The sequence below is a fragment of the Clostridium sp. HMP27 genome, from assembly GCF_000765165.1.
Classification (GTDB): Bacteria; Bacillota; Clostridia; order Clostridiales; family Clostridiaceae; genus Clostridium_AK.
Genome location: NZ_JMFY01000014.1, coordinates 175,267 through 191,167, shown reverse-complemented (window position 1 = coordinate 191,167; position 15,901 = coordinate 175,267). Strand labels below are relative to the sequence as shown.

Annotated in this window: 17 protein-coding genes and 1 riboswitch; of the genes, 14 read left to right on the top strand and 3 right to left on the bottom strand. The window is 30.0% G+C overall.

Going from position 1 to position 15,901, the window contains the following annotated elements:
- The first annotated feature begins 9 nt into the window (after positions 1-9).
- The 3 genes from DP68_RS06890 (at position 10) to tkt (ending at position 4,429) form a co-directional block, all read left to right on the top strand.
- Positions 10-1,404 carry a VWA-like domain-containing protein gene (locus DP68_RS06890; protein WP_035307792.1) on the top strand — a complete coding sequence of 465 codons (1,395 nt, stop codon included), beginning with the start codon at positions 10-12 and terminating at the stop codon, positions 1,402-1,404.
- A gap of 77 nt (positions 1,405-1,481) precedes the next feature.
- Complete coding sequence (locus DP68_RS06885) at positions 1,482-2,357, top strand: YitT family protein (RefSeq protein WP_052085678.1); 876 nt, start codon at positions 1,482-1,484, stop codon at positions 2,355-2,357.
- Between the two features lie 83 nt (positions 2,358-2,440).
- Positions 2,441-4,429, top strand: a complete 1,989-nt coding sequence (tkt, locus tag DP68_RS06880; RefSeq protein ID WP_035307790.1) for a transketolase — start codon at positions 2,441-2,443, stop codon at positions 4,427-4,429.
- 37 nt (positions 4,430-4,466) lie between these two features.
- Here tkt and DP68_RS06875 read toward each other — a convergent pair whose 3' ends face one another.
- Positions 4,467-5,234: a polysaccharide deacetylase family protein gene (locus DP68_RS06875; RefSeq protein WP_052085677.1), complete on the bottom strand. Its 768-nt coding sequence runs from the start codon at positions 5,232-5,234 to the stop codon at positions 4,467-4,469.
- A 351-nt stretch (positions 5,235-5,585) separates the two neighbouring features.
- Between DP68_RS06875 and DP68_RS06870 the strand changes: the two genes are divergently transcribed.
- The gene (locus tag DP68_RS06870) at positions 5,586-5,831 is read left to right on the top strand and encodes a TM1266 family iron-only hydrogenase system putative regulator (protein ID WP_035307924.1); all 246 of its coding nucleotides are present in this window, start codon (positions 5,586-5,588) and stop codon (positions 5,829-5,831) included.
- A gap of 19 nt (positions 5,832-5,850) precedes the next feature.
- Positions 5,851-6,378 carry an ECF transporter S component gene (locus DP68_RS06865; protein WP_035307788.1) on the top strand — a complete coding sequence of 176 codons (528 nt, stop codon included), beginning with the start codon at positions 5,851-5,853 and terminating at the stop codon, positions 6,376-6,378.
- Between the two features lie 30 nt (positions 6,379-6,408).
- Here DP68_RS06865 and yyaC read toward each other — a convergent pair whose 3' ends face one another.
- Positions 6,409-6,990, bottom strand: a complete 582-nt coding sequence (gene yyaC, locus DP68_RS06860; protein WP_052085676.1) for a spore protease YyaC — start codon at positions 6,988-6,990, stop codon at positions 6,409-6,411.
- Between the two features lie 128 nt (positions 6,991-7,118).
- Entirely contained in the window at positions 7,119-7,319 is a 201-nt protein-coding gene (locus DP68_RS19465; RefSeq protein ID WP_186430133.1) for a hypothetical protein, read from the bottom strand.
- Between the two features lie 241 nt (positions 7,320-7,560).
- Here DP68_RS19465 and DP68_RS06855 point away from each other — a divergent pair, with 241 nt between their 5' ends.
- The 9 genes from DP68_RS06855 (at position 7,561) to cmk (ending at position 15,895) form a co-directional block, all read left to right on the top strand.
- Positions 7,561-8,592: a pyruvate kinase gene (locus tag DP68_RS06855; RefSeq protein WP_035307786.1), complete on the top strand. Its 1,032-nt coding sequence runs from the start codon at positions 7,561-7,563 to the stop codon at positions 8,590-8,592.
- Positions 8,593-8,695: 103 nt separating this feature from the next.
- Entirely contained in the window at positions 8,696-9,415 is a 720-nt protein-coding gene (locus DP68_RS06850; RefSeq protein WP_035307785.1) for a hypothetical protein, read from the top strand.
- A gap of 28 nt (positions 9,416-9,443) precedes the next feature.
- A riboswitch (purine riboswitch) is annotated at positions 9,444-9,543 on the top strand.
- A gap of 104 nt (positions 9,544-9,647) precedes the next feature.
- Positions 9,648-11,072 (top strand): NCS2 family permease, encoded by a 1,425-nt coding sequence (locus tag DP68_RS06845; RefSeq protein WP_035307784.1) that lies wholly within the window; start codon positions 9,648-9,650, stop codon positions 11,070-11,072.
- A 126-nt stretch (positions 11,073-11,198) separates the two neighbouring features.
- Positions 11,199-11,963, top strand: a complete 765-nt coding sequence (locus DP68_RS06840; RefSeq protein WP_035307782.1) for a ZIP family metal transporter — start codon at positions 11,199-11,201, stop codon at positions 11,961-11,963.
- An 18-nt stretch (positions 11,964-11,981) separates the two neighbouring features.
- Positions 11,982-12,686 carry a pseudouridine synthase gene (locus DP68_RS06835; protein WP_035307780.1) on the top strand — a complete coding sequence of 235 codons (705 nt, stop codon included), beginning with the start codon at positions 11,982-11,984 and terminating at the stop codon, positions 12,684-12,686.
- A gap of 13 nt (positions 12,687-12,699) precedes the next feature.
- The gene (locus tag DP68_RS19175) at positions 12,700-12,864 is read left to right on the top strand and encodes a DUF4264 family protein (protein WP_081957109.1); all 165 of its coding nucleotides are present in this window, start codon (positions 12,700-12,702) and stop codon (positions 12,862-12,864) included.
- Between the two features lie 98 nt (positions 12,865-12,962).
- The gene (locus DP68_RS06830; protein ID WP_035307778.1) at positions 12,963-13,841 is read left to right on the top strand and encodes a MurR/RpiR family transcriptional regulator; all 879 of its coding nucleotides are present in this window, start codon (positions 12,963-12,965) and stop codon (positions 13,839-13,841) included.
- Between the two features lie 52 nt (positions 13,842-13,893).
- A complete protein-coding gene (locus tag DP68_RS06825; protein WP_035307777.1) occupies positions 13,894-15,117 on the top strand; it encodes an NAD(P)/FAD-dependent oxidoreductase in 1,224 nt (407 codons plus the stop codon).
- A gap of 109 nt (positions 15,118-15,226) precedes the next feature.
- Positions 15,227-15,895, top strand: a complete 669-nt coding sequence (gene cmk / locus DP68_RS06820; RefSeq protein ID WP_035307775.1) for a (d)CMP kinase — start codon at positions 15,227-15,229, stop codon at positions 15,893-15,895.
- Positions 15,896-15,901: the final 6 nt, after the last annotated feature.

Sequence of the window (15,901 nt, the reverse complement as noted above, 5' to 3'; positions counted from 1 at the left end):
GAGGCATTGATGAATAATAGTAGTTTTGAGGAATTAAGAAAAGAACTTTTAAAAGAAGTTTATGCTTTAGGAGAAGAGATCACCAAAAGCGAAGGCTTTGCAGTGAAGTTTAATAAGCTAATAGAATATTGTACTTTTTCGTTAATGGAGGGAGAAGATAACTTCTTTGGCTTATTTACTATGCAAATGAAAAGAAATATAAATTATAATACCCTTAGTCCGCTGGCAACCACCGTATCCCTGTCTCATTTTATATTACATTTTAATCCCACAATATTTTTACAGTGCTCATTAAAGGAAATGAGAGCTCTTATAAAACATGAAATATATCATATAATGTTTGGACATCTTAAAAGACATAGAGAACTTAGAAAGAAATATAGTGAATCTGTAGTAAATTTAGCTCTAGATATTTCTATAAATCAATATATTGAAAATTTACCATCATGGAGTTGCAGTATAAAGGAAGTAAGTTTATCCTATAATGTTGATTTAGAATATGAAGAATCGGCAGAATACTATGCTGAAAAAATTCAAAATGCCATCGAGAAATTGATTAAGGATTCAGGCACAGAAATATCAAAAGAAGTATTTAATAAAAGTGAACCTGAAACTGAATATGTATTAGATATAGAAAAAGCCCATGATATATGGACGCAAGAAAATTATGATTTTAATATGGAGCATATAAGTGAACTAACTAAAAAAACAGTTGAAAATGCAAAAAGGGGTAAAGTCCCTATATCAATAGAAAAAGCTATAAATTTATTAAATAAAAGAGCAGAAATATCTTGGAATGATTATCTGAAAAGGGCCTTAGGCACAATGCCTTCAGGATATAAGAAAACAATAACTAGAAAGGATAGAAGGCAGCCAAACAGACTTGATCTAAGAGGAAGGCTTTCCAATCATTTAGTACAAATAATAATAGCAATAGATATAAGTGGTAGTATAACAGATAAGGAAATAGACAAAATAATGATTGAAGTTTTAAATATAGTTAAAAATTATAAATCAGAAATTACAATAATAGAATGTGATAATATAATCAGAAGAGTTTACAAAGTTAAAAATAAAAAAGATGTGAAAGCAAAGTTGGAAACAAAAGGTGGAACTGCTTTTTCTCCCGTTTTCGAATATATACATAATAACAAGCTAGCAAATTATCTTCTAATATATTTTACAGATGGAGTAGGAGAAGACGAGCTTACTGTAAAGCCTATAAACTATAAAACACTATGGGTTCTTACAGGAAAGGAAGAAAATTTATCTCTTAAAAATCCTCATGGTGAAATAAAAAAATTATCTAATAAACCTACTATAAAAAATGATGTAAACATTGCAATAGAAGCAATGAAAGAAATAACTAAGGATTGGGCAGCAGCTGCAAATCAGTATATTTGATAAACTATATAATAAAATAAATTTAAAAGGAAATTATAATATATGATATTGTATTTGTAGGGAAGGATGTATACTATATGAATTTAAAAATAATAGATAAGCCTATAGCATGGCATTTGAAAAATTTAATATTTATAATTATAGGTACGTTAATATCAGCTTTAGGTATTAATTTATTTATAGTAAATGCTAATCTTTTGAGTGGAGGAGTTTCAGGTATAGCTCTTATATTACAATATGTATTTAATATACCAGCAGGATATTCTACTCTTGCAATAAATATACCTCTTCTTTATTTAAGCTACAAAAAAATGGATTTAAGGTTTACCTTGTATACTATCATAGCTACTATTTCCTTTTCTGTAATGCTTATAGTAACAAATTCACTACAAAATATAATTTCTATAGATGATACTTTGCTGTTATCCCTGTATGGTGGAATATTAAATGGAGTAGGAGTAGGTATAGCTTTCACTTATTATGGTTCTACTGGAGGACTTGACATAATATCTTCAGTTTTAAAAAGAAAAAATGAGAACTTTAATATAGGGACTACTAGTTTTATAGTAAATGCTGTAATAGTTCTAATAGGTGCGTTTATATTCGGAATTACTAGTGCATTGTATACATTAGTATCTATATATATAACAGCTTATATGATAGATATGGTTATTAAAGGCTTCGACAGAAAAAATAAGTTAATTTTTATAATAACTGAAAAAGAAAAAGAAGTTAGTGAAGCTATAATGCAAAGTTTAGGTAGAGGCGTTACCTTTTTGTATGGAGAAGGTGCATATACTAATCTTGAAAGGAAAGTATTATACTGTGTAGTACAACTTTCTCAAGTGCCGCTTTTAAAACAAATGGTAAAAGAAATAGATGAAAATTCATTTATTTCTATATTGGATGTAGCTGAAGTGGAAGGAAAAGGCTTTAGAAAAGATTCTATATAATACAAAAAAATTCTATATTTAATTTGAAAAACTATAGTTTTAGTTTATAATATAATAGAATAAGTTAGGAAGGTGATGATTACATGAATAATGTAGACAATTTAGCTGTAAATACTATAAGATTTTTATCTGCAGAAGCTATAGAGAAAGCTAATTCTGGCCACCCAGGATTACCATTAGGTGCAGCACCTATGGCATATGCATTATGGTCAAAAAATATGAAGCATAATCCTAAAAACCCTAATTGGATAGATAGAGATAGATTTGTACTATCAGCAGGACATGGTTCAATGCTCATATACTCATTACTTCATTTGTTTGGATATGGACTAACAATTGAAGATCTTAAAAACTTTAGACAGTGGGGAAGTAAAACACCAGGTCACCCTGAATATAAGCATACTGTTGGAGTAGAAACTACTACAGGACCACTTGGACAGGGATTCTGCAATGCAGTAGGTATGGCTATAAGTGAAAGTTATTTAGCTGAAAAATTTAATAAACCTGATTTTAAAATGATAAATCATTATACATATACACTTGTAGGAGATGGATGCCTAATGGAAGGTATTACTTCAGAAGCAGCATCTCTTGCAGGAACTTTAGGTCTTGGAAAACTTATTGCATTATATGATTCAAATAATATATCTATAGAAGGACATACAGATATAGCCTTCAGAGAAAATGTAGGTAAGAGATTCGAAGCTTACAATTGGCAAGTTATTAATGTAGAAGATGGAAACGATATAGAAGCTATAGATAAGGCAATTAAAGAAGCTAAGAATGAGGAAAACAAACCTTCACTTATCATAGTGAAAACACATATTGGATACGGATGTCCAGCAAAGCAAGGTAAGTCTTCTGCTCATGGTGAACCATTGGGATTAGAGAATATAGGAGCTTCAAAGGAATTCTTAAAATGGGCTTATAAAGATGAATTTTATGTTCCAGATGAAGTCAGAGACCACATGGGAAATCTTCAAAATGATTTTTCAAAAGAAGAAGGAAATTGGAATGAATTAAAGAAGAAATATGATGAAAACTATCCTGAACTTGCTAAAGAATGGGATTTATGGTTTGGTAACCAATTAAACGTAGATTTATTAAATGATGAGTCATTTTGGAGCTTTGAAAAGAAGATGGCAACACGTGCATCTTCAGGAGAACTAATAAATAGATTAACTAAAGTTATTCCTAACTTAATTGGAGGTTCTGCAGACCTTGCTCCATCCAATAAAACTTACATGAAAGATAAAGGCGATTTTTCAAAGGAAGATAGAAGCGGAGCAAATTTACATTATGGAGTTAGAGAACATGCTATGGCTGCGATAGGTAATGGTATTGCACTTCATGGAGGACTTAAAACATTTGTATCAACATTCTTTGTGTTCTCAGATTATATGAAAGCATCTATGAGATTATCAGCCCTTATGGGACTTCCTGTAACTTATGTTCTTACTCATGATAGTATAGGAGTAGGGGAAGATGGTCCTACTCATGAACCTATAGAACAATTAGCTGCACTTAGAAGTATACCTAATATGACAGTATACAGACCAGCAGATTCTAAGGAAACTGCTGCAGCATGGTATCATGCAATAACTCATGAAGAAGGTCCAACAGCATTAGTGTTAACAAGACAAAACCTTCCTTTATACGATGAAACAGGTAAGGAAGCTTTAAAGGGTGCTTATATACTTAAGGATTCTGAAAAAGGTACTCCTGATGTAATACTTATGGCTACAGGTTCTGAAGTAGAGTTAATATATGAAGCATCAAAAGTATTAAAAGAAAAAGGAATTGATGCTAGAGTAGTAAGTATGCCTTCTTTAGAAGTATTTGAAGCACAAGGAGAAGAGTATAAGGAAAAGATTCTTCCAATGAATATAAGAAAAAGAGTAGCAGTTGAAGCAGCTTCCTCATTTGGTTGGCATAAATATGTTGGATTAGATGGAGAAATAATTTCAATTGATACATTTGGTGCTTCTGCTCCAGCAGAAATACTATTTAGAGAATTTGGATTTACCGTAGAAAACGTAGTTGAAAAGGTTGAAAAGTTAATGAGTAAATAATAAAGTTTAAAAAATAGAGCATGCTCGATGACATGCTCTATTTTTTTAGCTTATAATAATATTCTTCTGTATTGTTATCTATTACTTTGAATTCATATCCTAACCCTTTATAATATCTTATTATGTGTGGAAGAGCTTTTACAGTGTTTTTATTATTAGAATTACAATGAAGCAGTACTATAAGTCTGCTATAGCTTTGCTTGTATTTTTTTGCATTTTGAACAAGTTTATTAGTGGTTAAGTTTGGATTTACCCCATCTGAAAGGTCTACATTCCAATCATAAACTTTAAAATTATGCTCATGTAAACTTACCAAAAAATCTTGAGTAAGATGATTAGAACTTCCTCCTGGAAATCTTATTACGGAAGGTGAAACATTAATAATATCCTTAACTTTACTACGCACTTTTTCCATTTCTTCTATAAATATTTCTTTACTAGAATATATACTTTTAAAATTATGAGAGTAAGTATGAAGCCCTATACTATGGCCTTCATTGTGTATTCTTTTCAGTATATCTTCTCGTCCTTCAATTTCTTTGCCTACTACAAAGAATGTAGCCTTTACATTATTTTCTTTTAAAACATCTAATAGCTTATCGGTAATTATATAAGTAGGACCATCATCAAAAGTAAGATATACAGTTTTATTATAATTTGGATCACCAGCATCGTATGTGGTTAGAGGATTTGATTTATCCTTTGCATATAATACATTTAAATCTTGAAGCTTAGTGCTAATTATAGCTACAAACACTATAATGAAACATAGTGTATATACTCTAGTTTTTTTAAGTTTAATCATTCTAATCAACTACTTTCATTATATAATTTATAATTAGTATTTCACTAAACACCATTTTTATTAAACCATAATTTTCAATTAAGATATATTTAACCTTTTATATCATAAGATAAAGTCGTTTTTAATATAATATTAAAAATAAAATCTTTATAAATTGACTTAAAAGTGATAAAAAAGTATAATAAGATATATCCCTTTTGTTGGTAATTTAAACGAGCAAAAGAGATAATATATTTTAATAGGCCTAATTGCAAGGAAATACTAAGCAAAAGGGGGAAAGACATGAATAGTGTATTTAAACCTTCTAGGGCTTTACTAGAAGGTTTTTTTATTATGCAAAGGAGGAAAGATATGGATAAAAGAATAGGTGTAGTAGGGATAGTTGTAGAGGAGCTTGAAAGTGCAGAAAAGGTTAATAGTACATTACATGAGTTCTCATCTATAATAGTTGGAAGGTTAGGTATTCCTTATAGAGAAAGAGGAATCAGTGTTATTTCACTTATAGTAGATGGTACATCAGATGAAATAAGTGCCATGACAGGTAAAATTGGTAAAATAAAAGGCGTAAATGTAAAGTCAGCTATGACAAAAAAATAATTTTATAAGGGGAATATAAATGAATACAGTGCAAAAATTAGTAAGATCATCTTTATTATTAGCTTTAGCTATTGCAGCGCAAGCTATAGGAAGAAGTTTTCCTCAAATAAGTCAATTATTCGTTGGGTCTATAGTAAATGCTGTACTTATAATTGCAGCCATAAGCTCAGGAATGCAATGGGGAATACTAGTAGGAGGACTAACACCTCTTTTAGCATGGTCTATTGGGCAATTACCGGCACCCTTTGGTCCTTTTGTACCTTTTATAATGATGGGTAACATTATATTTGTAGTAGCGTTTTCTATTATAAATAAAATGGGGGATAAAGCTGGTATTTTTGGAGTGATAATAAGTTCGTTATTAAAATTTGGCTTCCTATCTTTAGCATCATCTAAACTTATAACTATATTTAACTTAGGTATTCCAAAAAAGGTTGCAGACAAGTTAATAATTAGCATGGGAACTCTTCAGCTTATTACTGCACTTTTAGGAGGGATTATAGCACTTATGCTAACAAATTTATTAAAAAAGAGAAGAATATTATAAGAGGATAGAAATTTCTATCCTCTTATTTTTTTATAGCGTCATTTCATTATTATCGCAATGTAATTTTGTAAATGTATTGGTTAGGTTATATGCCCTTAATAGAGATTTTGCTAAATTGTTAGCCATAGAATATACATAAAATAATCTTGTTTGTTGAAGCATGTATAAATTAGCATATTTTATATTATGATATTTATTTACAACAGCTTTAATAGATACATTTCCCATGCAAAATGTACTATCACATAAGGCAGAAGCAGGAATTAACGGAGTATCTTCTATTATAAATTTCCCAATACTTTTTTTATCTCCTAAACAGGCATCTAATGCAATTATAAAATGATCTTTGTACTTATTTTTAATTATATCATTATTAGATTTAATAAAACCTAAGTCAATAATGTTTTCAAGATCTCCTAGTACATCATAAGAGCAATTGTTTTCCTTTAGAAGTGTACCGGTTAGGGGACCAAAAGAATCTCCTAAGCAATTATCAGTACCTATACAAAGTATTAATATCTTTTTTTTATCTTTAATTTTAGGGTATATAAAGTTAGAAACATTAATAATTGAATCATCACTTAAAGCATCACAGCAATACTTTTCTCCCATGATTTTGGCCCCCTTTTATACTTTGCCCAATATAACATTAAATAATATATATTATAACATATATTACCTATATATTGAATAAATTGGAATAAAAAAGAGCAGTATGTAACTACTGCTCCTAATAAGCTTTAGCATTTTTTACAAAACAAAGCTACTAAAACTAAAGGTAATAAATAACTATTGTTGTTTCCTAAAAATGAGTTGTTTCCGCAACATTGATTGCATCCACAACCTTGGCTACATTGATGGCTTTGATTACAACAGCAGCTTGACTTCTTAACATATTCATATTCACAACAACAATCTTTGTGTTTATGCTTGTGACTCATATCCTATCCCTCCTTTTTATAATATGTTTATTGTCGTAGATAGGACTACTAGTCTTAATTTATTATATTCCATTAGTGTAATTATGATAATGAATTTATTGCATATATATTAACAATTATGTTAACGAACAAAAGTAAACTTTTTTAAATATAGCATTTGGTTTATAATAATATAAAAAGAAATATAATTGCTTATAGTAATCTAAAATTTTCTATAAGTCATTCAAGGAGGTATGACAAAATGTATGTAATAGCATCTATTGGACCTAGGGTAAACAATATTGATAGTATAATAAATATTATAGAACATGGAGCAAATGTATTAAGATTTAATTTTTCTCATATAGATTATAAAAATTCTGAGAGTTTAATTAAATATGTTAAATCAAATTATCCTCATATACTTATTATGGGTGATATACAGGGAAGTAAAATACGTATAAGTGATAAGTTTAAATTTGAAATAAAAGTTTATCCAGATCAAAAGGTAGATTTCTATAATGAACGGACTAATTTGTTTGTAAAAAACGATAGACATAGAGATATGATTCCTTTAATACCATTAAACTTTAATGGTATCTCCATCGAAAATTTTAGTGGCAAAAAGCTTTTGATGAAGGATGGAACCATGGAATTTGATATTATACAAAATAAAAATTCTATATTGCATACTATAGTAAGAAAAGGTGGAATACTAAGAAGAGAAAAGGGTATAAACATTCCAGGGGTTAAAAGAAAACATTTAAAATTAAACTATAAAGATAAAGAAGATATAAAATGGGCATTAACTAATAAGGTAGATATAATATGCCTATCATATTGCTCGGTAGCAGAGCAAATTGTGGAATTAAAAAACTTTATAAAAGTCCACAAGACCAAATCGAACCTTAATACATTAATTTGGGCTAAATTAGAAGAAGAAGAAGGTATTAAGAATAGTAAAGATATATTAAAAGCAACTGATGGCGTGTTAATAGGCAGAGGAGACTTAATAAGTGAAGTGGATATAATTAAAATACCGTTACTTCAAGAAAGGATTATTAAGGAGGCAGCACTAGAAAAGAAGGACGTAATAATAGCAACTTATATATTAAATTCAATGAAAAATTCATCTACTCCCAATATAAGTGAAGTAAATGATATATATAATTTTCTTGATAAAGGAGTCAAGGGCTTTTTACTTGCAAGCGAAGTATCAATTGGTAAGTATCCTATAGAAGCTATAAAGTTTTTGAATAAAATGATTAATTTTTATAAGAATAATATTAAATAGTATTATTGGATAAATAAGTATACATAATATTTATTATGTATATACAAAAAATGTTATCCACAAATCAAATTTACTATAAAACTTATACAAAGGAGGGTAACAAATGAATAAGCACTATAAAAAAGTATTAAAAAACAATAAAAGTGTATCTACTAATTGGGGAGCATATCAAGACACTACGGATCCATTATTATTTGCTTCTAAAGAACATAATATAGACCCTTATGGAGACACAAATCAACCTTTAGGAGAGGATTCTCATACAATACCTTTAGATATGACAGTAGAGAATGATAGAATAAATCCTTCTGTAGCTCGTGAAGCTATAAATACTATAACTGGAGATCCTTATATGTATACTGGTGGTTTAAATAGCAAGATGAACGCAAATATTGCCGACTTAGGACCAGATACTATACCAGGCACCTATAAAATGCCTTATGAAAGCAGTCGAACTATAAATAAAGGTGTTAAAACTCCAATATTTGACGATACTGATGATCCTATTATTGCTTATGATGATATAAATAAAGATGTTGGAGAGGCAATATCGCAAAACGGCTTTCAATTAAATGATAGATTAGATCCAAGTTTAAATACTGAAAAAGTAAATTATAATCTTCATAATAGACAAGATCCCACTATAGAAACTCTGCAGCATACAAGATTAAATCATCTTTTAACTGAACAAAAGAAGGGCAGTGCAAATGAAGAATATAAAAATACTCGAAGTAATCGTGGCTTATTTTATAATTTAGATTCAAGGCTTAATGAAAGTATTGAAAATAGAGTAGATGTGAATATAAATCCAAAAAAACCTTGACCATTTGCAATTTTCCTGTTATTATTAATAAAAATTGAATAATATCATCCATATAATTCTGATAATACGGTTCAGAAGTTTCTACGGGAGACCACAAATTTCCTGCTATGGGTGAATCTGTTGCATCTGGTTTTAAATTTATTAAATGAACCAATATATGCTGGTAACGGGTTTACTCAAAATCCCTTACCAGCTTTTTTATTTTAATATACTAAAATTTAGGAGGTTTATTATGAATAATATTTATTCAAACAGCAATAAAAAATCATTATTTGAGTCAATTTTTAAGTTATCTCAAAATAAAACTGATGTAAAGACTGAAGTTCTTGCAGGATTTACTACTTTTGTTACTATGGCCTATGCTCTTTTAGTTATTCCTAATATATTGAAGTTTTCAGGAATGAACTCATTAGGGTTAATAGGGGACAAGGCTGCCGCTCTTTCTACTGCAAATGATCCTGTTATTGCAGCTGCATTTGTAGGCATGTGTATTACTTCAGCTATTGGCACAATTCTTATGGGATTATATGCTAATTTACCTTTTGCTGTTGCCCCTGGTATAGGACTTACAGCATTCTTTACTTATAGTGTATGTTTAACACTAGGTTATACTTGGCAGCAAGCGTTAGCTGCAGTATTTCTTTCAGGACTACTTTTTATTTTAATAACTATTACTTCCATAAGAGAAAAAATTGTGGAAGCACTACCTGAAAATTTAAAAATAGCTATTACTGGTGGTATAGGACTTTTCATAGCGTTAATAGGATTGAAAAGTGGTAGTATAATAATTGCTAACCCATCTACTCTTGTAGGTTTCGGAAGCTTTACAAATCCTAGTACAGTATTAACCTTAATAGGAATTATCTTAATGGCAGTTTTAATGGCAAGAAATATAAAAGGTGCAATGCTATTATCTATAATTATTACTACTATAATAGGAATACCTATGGGAATCACAAATATAAAAGATATAAGTTTTTTAAGTATGCCCGCAAATCCGGGACCTGTATTTATGGCATTTGACTTTAAGGGACTTATGCATCATGATGGAACAGGAGTTCTAGGCGCATTTATAAGTATATTTATGGTAGTATTAACATTTAGTTTAGTAGATCTTTTTGATACTATAGGAACACTTGTGGGAACTGCTCAAAAGGCAAATATGATTGAAGAAGACGGTAAAATTAAAAATATGAAAAAAGCGCTTTTAACTGATGCTATATCTACAACTATAAGCGCAATGTTTGGGACTACCACTACTGCAACTTATGTAGAATCCACTGCAGGAATTGCAGAAGGTGGACGAACAGGACTTACTTCTGTTGTTACAGGGATTCTCTTTATACTTGCATTATTTTTAGGTAGTTTAGTAGGTATAGTTCCATCTGAGGCAACTGCTCCAGCACTAGTAATAGTAGGAGTACTTATGATGAGCTCTGTTAAAGAAATTAACTTTGATGACTTTACAGAGGCAGTGCCTGCTTTCTTTACAATAGCTATTATGCCATTTAGTTATAGTATTGCTAATGGAATAGCTGCTGGAATAATATTTTATCCAATCATGAAAGTAGCTACAGGCAAGCATAAAGATGTACATCCTATAATATATATATTGGCTGTATTATTTGTACTAAGGTTCTTATTACTTCCACAATAATATAAGTATTAAAAGCTCAGCATAATTAATTTGTGCTGAGCTTTAACATTTATTGTTTAGTTGTATATAAATGTATTATAATAAATATTGGTTATTTTATGAAGTAATTAGTAGGAGGATGCATTAATGTCAAATATATTAGTTGGTACTTTAGCTAGCATATTTACAGGTTTAGCAACAGGTATAGGAGCCCTACCTATATTTTTTACCAAAAAGGTATCTCATAAGTATTTAGATGCAATGCTTGGATTTGCTGCAGGAGTCATGCTTGCCGCTACATGTTTTAGCCTTATAATTCCTTCGATTAACTATGGGGGCGGCAATATAAAAGCAGTGCTTATAACATCTGCTGGAATATTAAGTGGAGGAATAATGCTGGATTTAATAGATAAGTATGCACCCCATCAGCATTATTTATTTAATAAAAAGTCTGAAGGGAGAGCGTCTAATCTAACAAAAGTATGGCTGTTTATCATTGCCATAACGATACACAATTTTCCTGAAGGATTAGCAGTAGGAGTTGGATTTGGTGGTAATAATATAAATGACGGAATATCTCTTGCTATAGGAATCGCACTACAAAATATGCCTGAAGGCCTTGCAGTAGGTTTGGCCTTGATAAGAGAAAACTACTCCGCTAAAAAAGCTTTTTTAATAGCACTTCTTACGGGTCTAGTTGAACCTGTTGGAGGAGTTATAGGTGTGTCTTTAGTAAGCATAGCACAACCTATACTTCCTTTTATATTAGCCCTAGCTGCAGGAGCAATGCTATTTGTAATAAGTGATGAAATAATACCTGAGACTCACGAACATGGCTATGAGAGAATAGCAACCTATGGACTATTAATAGGATTTATAATAATGATGATTATGGATGTTACTCTAGGATAAAGGAGCGAAATAAAATACATGGAAAGATTACAAAAGTTTATGGCTAGATGCGGTATAGCTTCAAGAAGAAAATGTGAAGAAATAATACTAAGTGGGAAAGTTAAAGTAAATGATGAGGTAGTAAAAGAATTAGGAGCAAAGATAGATCCTTTAAGAGATACTGTTATAGTCAATGATAAACTTATCAAGCCCGAGGAAAAAAAGCTATATATAGCTTTAAATAAACCTGAAGGATATCTTTCAACTGTTAAAGATGATAGAGGAAGAAAAACACTATTAGATTTAGTAAAGGTAGATGAAAGAATATATCCAATAGGTAGACTTGACTATGATACATCAGGACTTATACTTCTTACTAATGATGGCGATATCTATAATAATATAATGCATCCAAGAGTAGAAAAAAATAAAAGATATATTGCAGTAATTAAAGGGTGTCCTGATGAATCAAAACTAAATAAATTTAAAAGTGGGATTGATATTGGTGGATATATTACTGCTCCATCAGATATAAAAGTACTAAAGATGGAAAATAATAATACTGAGGTATTAATAACAATACACGAGGGGAAAAATAGGCAAATAAGAAAAATGTGTGAAAAAATAGGTCACCCTGTGTTAAAATTAAAAAGAGTAGCTATTGGAAATATCAAACTTGATAATCTAGAAAAGGGGCATTGGAGATTTTTGACGGATGATGAAGTAAAATATCTTAAGGAATAATAGGAGGATGCTTATGAAAAATGAATTACAATTAATCGCCGTGAAGGAATTAAATCATTATGATGACATGTATAAAATAGTAGACTTTCTTAATAAAAATTTAAGTAATATGAATTTAGTCTTTGGATTAACAGAAAAAGAAGGTAAAGATATACTCTCCATATATAAAGAATCTTAGCAGAAATTGAAAGATATATTGATTATGTGTTCATTAGATGGTAAAATGAAATAAATGTTGCAATATTTTAGGGGATGTGGAGAAAGGATTGAATTAATATGGATGTTGGAAAACAGGATTTAATGAGAATTATTCAAAGTAGATTCCCAAGACTTAGTAAAGGTCAAAAGCTTATAGCTGAATATATATTAAAGCACTATGATAAAGCTGCTTTTATGACTGCTGCAAAACTTGGAGTTAGTGTTGGGGTTAGTGAGTCTACCGTAGTAAGATTTGCCAACGAGTTAGGCTTTAGTGGATATCCAAAACTTCAAAAAGCGCTGCAGGAATTAATTAAGAATAAATTAACTACTGTTCAAAGAATTGAACTTTCTAATGATTTTATAAGTCAAGAGTCTGCATTGAAAAGTGTTTTGAAATCAGATATGGAAAATATAAGATCTACTTTAGAAAAAATAAATCATAAAACCTTTGATGATGTAGTAAATAGCATATTTAGAGCCAGAAAGATATATATTGTAGGTCTTAGAAGCTCTACCGCTATGGCTGAATTTTTAGGATTTTACTTAAACCTTATATTAGATAATGTAAAGGTTATTGGCTTTGGAGTTAGTGATATATTTGAACATATGCTAAATATAAATGAAGAAGATTTAGTTATAGGAATTGGGTTCCCAAGATATGCAGCTCGCACTATAGAAGCTTTAGATTATGCAAAAGGTAAATATGCTAATGTGGTAGCTATTACTGATAGTTTATTATCCCCTTTAGCAGCAAGAGCAGATTATACCTTAATTGCTCAAAGCAATATGGCTTCATTTGTAGATTCTCTAGTAGCTCCTCTAAGTGTAATAAATGCACTTATAATTGCAGTAGGCCTTAGAGAAAAGGATAAGATATCTTCTACTTTTGAAAAACTAGAAAAAATTTGGGAAGACTATGAAGTTTATGCTTATAAAGAAAAGAGATCAGAATAAATGAGAGCGAACCTTTAATGGTTCGTTTTCTTAATTATAGGAGGTTTTGCAAGTGTCAAAGGTTATTGTTATAGGTGGTGGGCCTGCAGGTATAATGAGTGCAATTACTGCAGCTGAAAACCATGATGTTATTTTAATAGAAAAGAATGAAAAACTAGGTAAAAAACTTTTCATAACTGGAAAAGGAAGATGTAATGTTACTAATGCTAAGGACATAGGTGAATTTTTTGATTATATTCCTGGTAATCCTGAATTTTTGTATAGTTCACTTTATACATATACAAACGAAAATGTAATGAATTTTTTTGAAAGCCTAGGGGTAAAACTGAAAGTAGAAAGAGGCGATAGAGTTTTTCCTGAATCTGATAAGTCTTCTGACATAATAAGAGGTTTAGAACAAGAACTTATTAAAAGAAATGTTAATGTGAAATTAAATGCTAAGGTGAAGGATGTAATACTAGATGAAGGTAAAATTGCGGAATTAGTTTTACAGGATGATTCTCATATTAAAGGTGACTATTTTATATTAGCTACAGGTGGTGCTTCATACCCTCAAACTGGATCAAGCGGCGAAGGATTCAATTTTGCAAAAAAAGCAGGTCATAAGATAGTACCATTGAAGCCTTCATTAGTCCCTATAGAACTTGAAGATGAATGGGTTAAAGAACTTCAGGGATTGTCTCTTAAAAATGTAGAAGTAAAAATTAAAAAAGGTACTAAAGTTGTATATAAAGAGTTTGGAGAAATGTTATTTACTCATTTTGGCATTTCAGGGCCAATAGTGTTAAGCAGCAGTCGGTTTGTGGAATCAAATTCATCTATGCAAGCTGTAATAGATTTAAAACCAGCTTTGTCTGAAGAAGAGCTTGATAAGAGAATACAAAAGGATTTTACTAAATATATAAATAAAGATTTTAAAAATTCCTTAGATGATTTATTACCTAAAAAGTTAATAAGTATAATTATAAAACTATCTTCTATACCCGAAGATAAAAAAGTAAATTCAATAACAAAAGAAGAAAGAAAATCATTAGTTTATTTAATCAAAAATCTAACATCTAACATAAAAGGGTTAAGGCCTTTAGCAGAAGCAATAGTAACTGCTGGAGGAGTAAATGTAAAAGAGATAGACCCTTCTACAATGAAATCTAAATTAGTAGATAACTTATACTTTGCAGGAGAAGTGATAGATGTAGATGCCTATACAGGAGGATATAATATACAAATAGCATTTTCCACAGGCTATTTAGCAGGTAAAATGATAGGTGATAAATAATGTATAGCATGTCTATTACTATAGAATAAAAACGCTTACCTAAATAAAGGAAAATCGTTCTTACTATAGAATATATAAATTAAAAGTAAAAAAGAAAGGAAGTTTGCAATTGAAAGTAGCTATAGCAATTGATGGTCCTGCAGGGGCAGGGAAGAGTACCATTGCAAAAATACTCGCAACTAAATTTAACTTAATGTATATAGATACAGGTGCAATGTATCGTGCAGTAACTTTACTGGCCAAAACAAATGATATATCTCCAGATAATATATCAGCATTATGTACATTACTTGAAAATACAAACATGCATTTTGAAAATAATAGACTTATCTTAAATAATAATGATGTAAGTGAAGCTATTAGAACTCCAGAAATAAGCAATAGTGTATCCCTATATGCAGCTATTTCAGAGGTAAGAACTCTTTTAGTTAAACAGCAGCAAAAAATGTCTGAAAAGTATGATGTTATCATGGATGGCCGAGACATTGGTACTGTAGTTTTAAAGGATGCTCCTTTTAAGTTTTATCTTGTTGCATCTCCAGAGCTGCGTGCTAAAAGAAGATATGAAGAGCTCTTAGCTAAGAATATAACTGTAAAATATGATGAAATTCTCAGTGATATTATAAAAAGGGATTATATAGATTCTAATAGAGATGTAACTCCTTTAAGAAAAGCAGAAGATGCTATTGAAATAGATACTTCATATTTGACTATAGATGAAGTAGTTGAGAAAATTTCTAATATAATATTAAATACTTTAAAAGATAAAGAAAGGTGATATATT

Excerpts from the sequence above, each read along its gene's own strand:
- DP68_RS19175 (WP_081957109.1), top strand. The coding sequence starts at position 12,700 with ATGAAAAATGAATTACAATTAATCGCCGTGAAGGAATTAAATCATTAT.
- DP68_RS06870 (WP_035307924.1), top strand. The coding sequence starts at position 5,586 with ATGGATAAAAGAATAGGTGTAGTAGGGATAGTTGTAGAGGAGCTTGAA.
- tkt (WP_035307790.1), top strand. The coding sequence starts at position 2,441 with ATGAATAATGTAGACAATTTAGCTGTAAATACTATAAGATTTTTATCT.
- DP68_RS06890 (WP_035307792.1), top strand. The coding sequence starts at position 10 with ATGAATAATAGTAGTTTTGAGGAATTAAGAAAAGAACTTTTAAAAGAA.
- DP68_RS06875 (WP_052085677.1), bottom strand. The coding sequence starts at position 5,234 with ATGATTAAACTTAAAAAAACTAGAGTATATACACTATGTTTCATTATA.
- DP68_RS06845 (WP_035307784.1), top strand. The coding sequence starts at position 9,648 with ATGAATAATATTTATTCAAACAGCAATAAAAAATCATTATTTGAGTCA.
- DP68_RS06835 (WP_035307780.1), top strand. The coding sequence starts at position 11,982 with ATGGAAAGATTACAAAAGTTTATGGCTAGATGCGGTATAGCTTCAAGA.
- DP68_RS19465 (WP_186430133.1), bottom strand. The coding sequence starts at position 7,319 with ATGAGTCACAAGCATAAACACAAAGATTGTTGTTGTGAATATGAATAT.
- DP68_RS06855 (WP_035307786.1), top strand. The coding sequence starts at position 7,561 with ATGTATGTAATAGCATCTATTGGACCTAGGGTAAACAATATTGATAGT.
- DP68_RS06885 (WP_052085678.1), top strand. The coding sequence starts at position 1,482 with ATGAATTTAAAAATAATAGATAAGCCTATAGCATGGCATTTGAAAAAT.
- DP68_RS06830 (WP_035307778.1), top strand. The coding sequence starts at position 12,963 with ATGGATGTTGGAAAACAGGATTTAATGAGAATTATTCAAAGTAGATTC.
- DP68_RS06840 (WP_035307782.1), top strand. The coding sequence starts at position 11,199 with ATGTCAAATATATTAGTTGGTACTTTAGCTAGCATATTTACAGGTTTA.
- DP68_RS06850 (WP_035307785.1), top strand. The coding sequence starts at position 8,696 with ATGAATAAGCACTATAAAAAAGTATTAAAAAACAATAAAAGTGTATCT.
- yyaC (WP_052085676.1), bottom strand. The coding sequence starts at position 6,990 with ATGGGAGAAAAGTATTGCTGTGATGCTTTAAGTGATGATTCAATTATT.
- DP68_RS06865 (WP_035307788.1), top strand. The coding sequence starts at position 5,851 with ATGAATACAGTGCAAAAATTAGTAAGATCATCTTTATTATTAGCTTTA.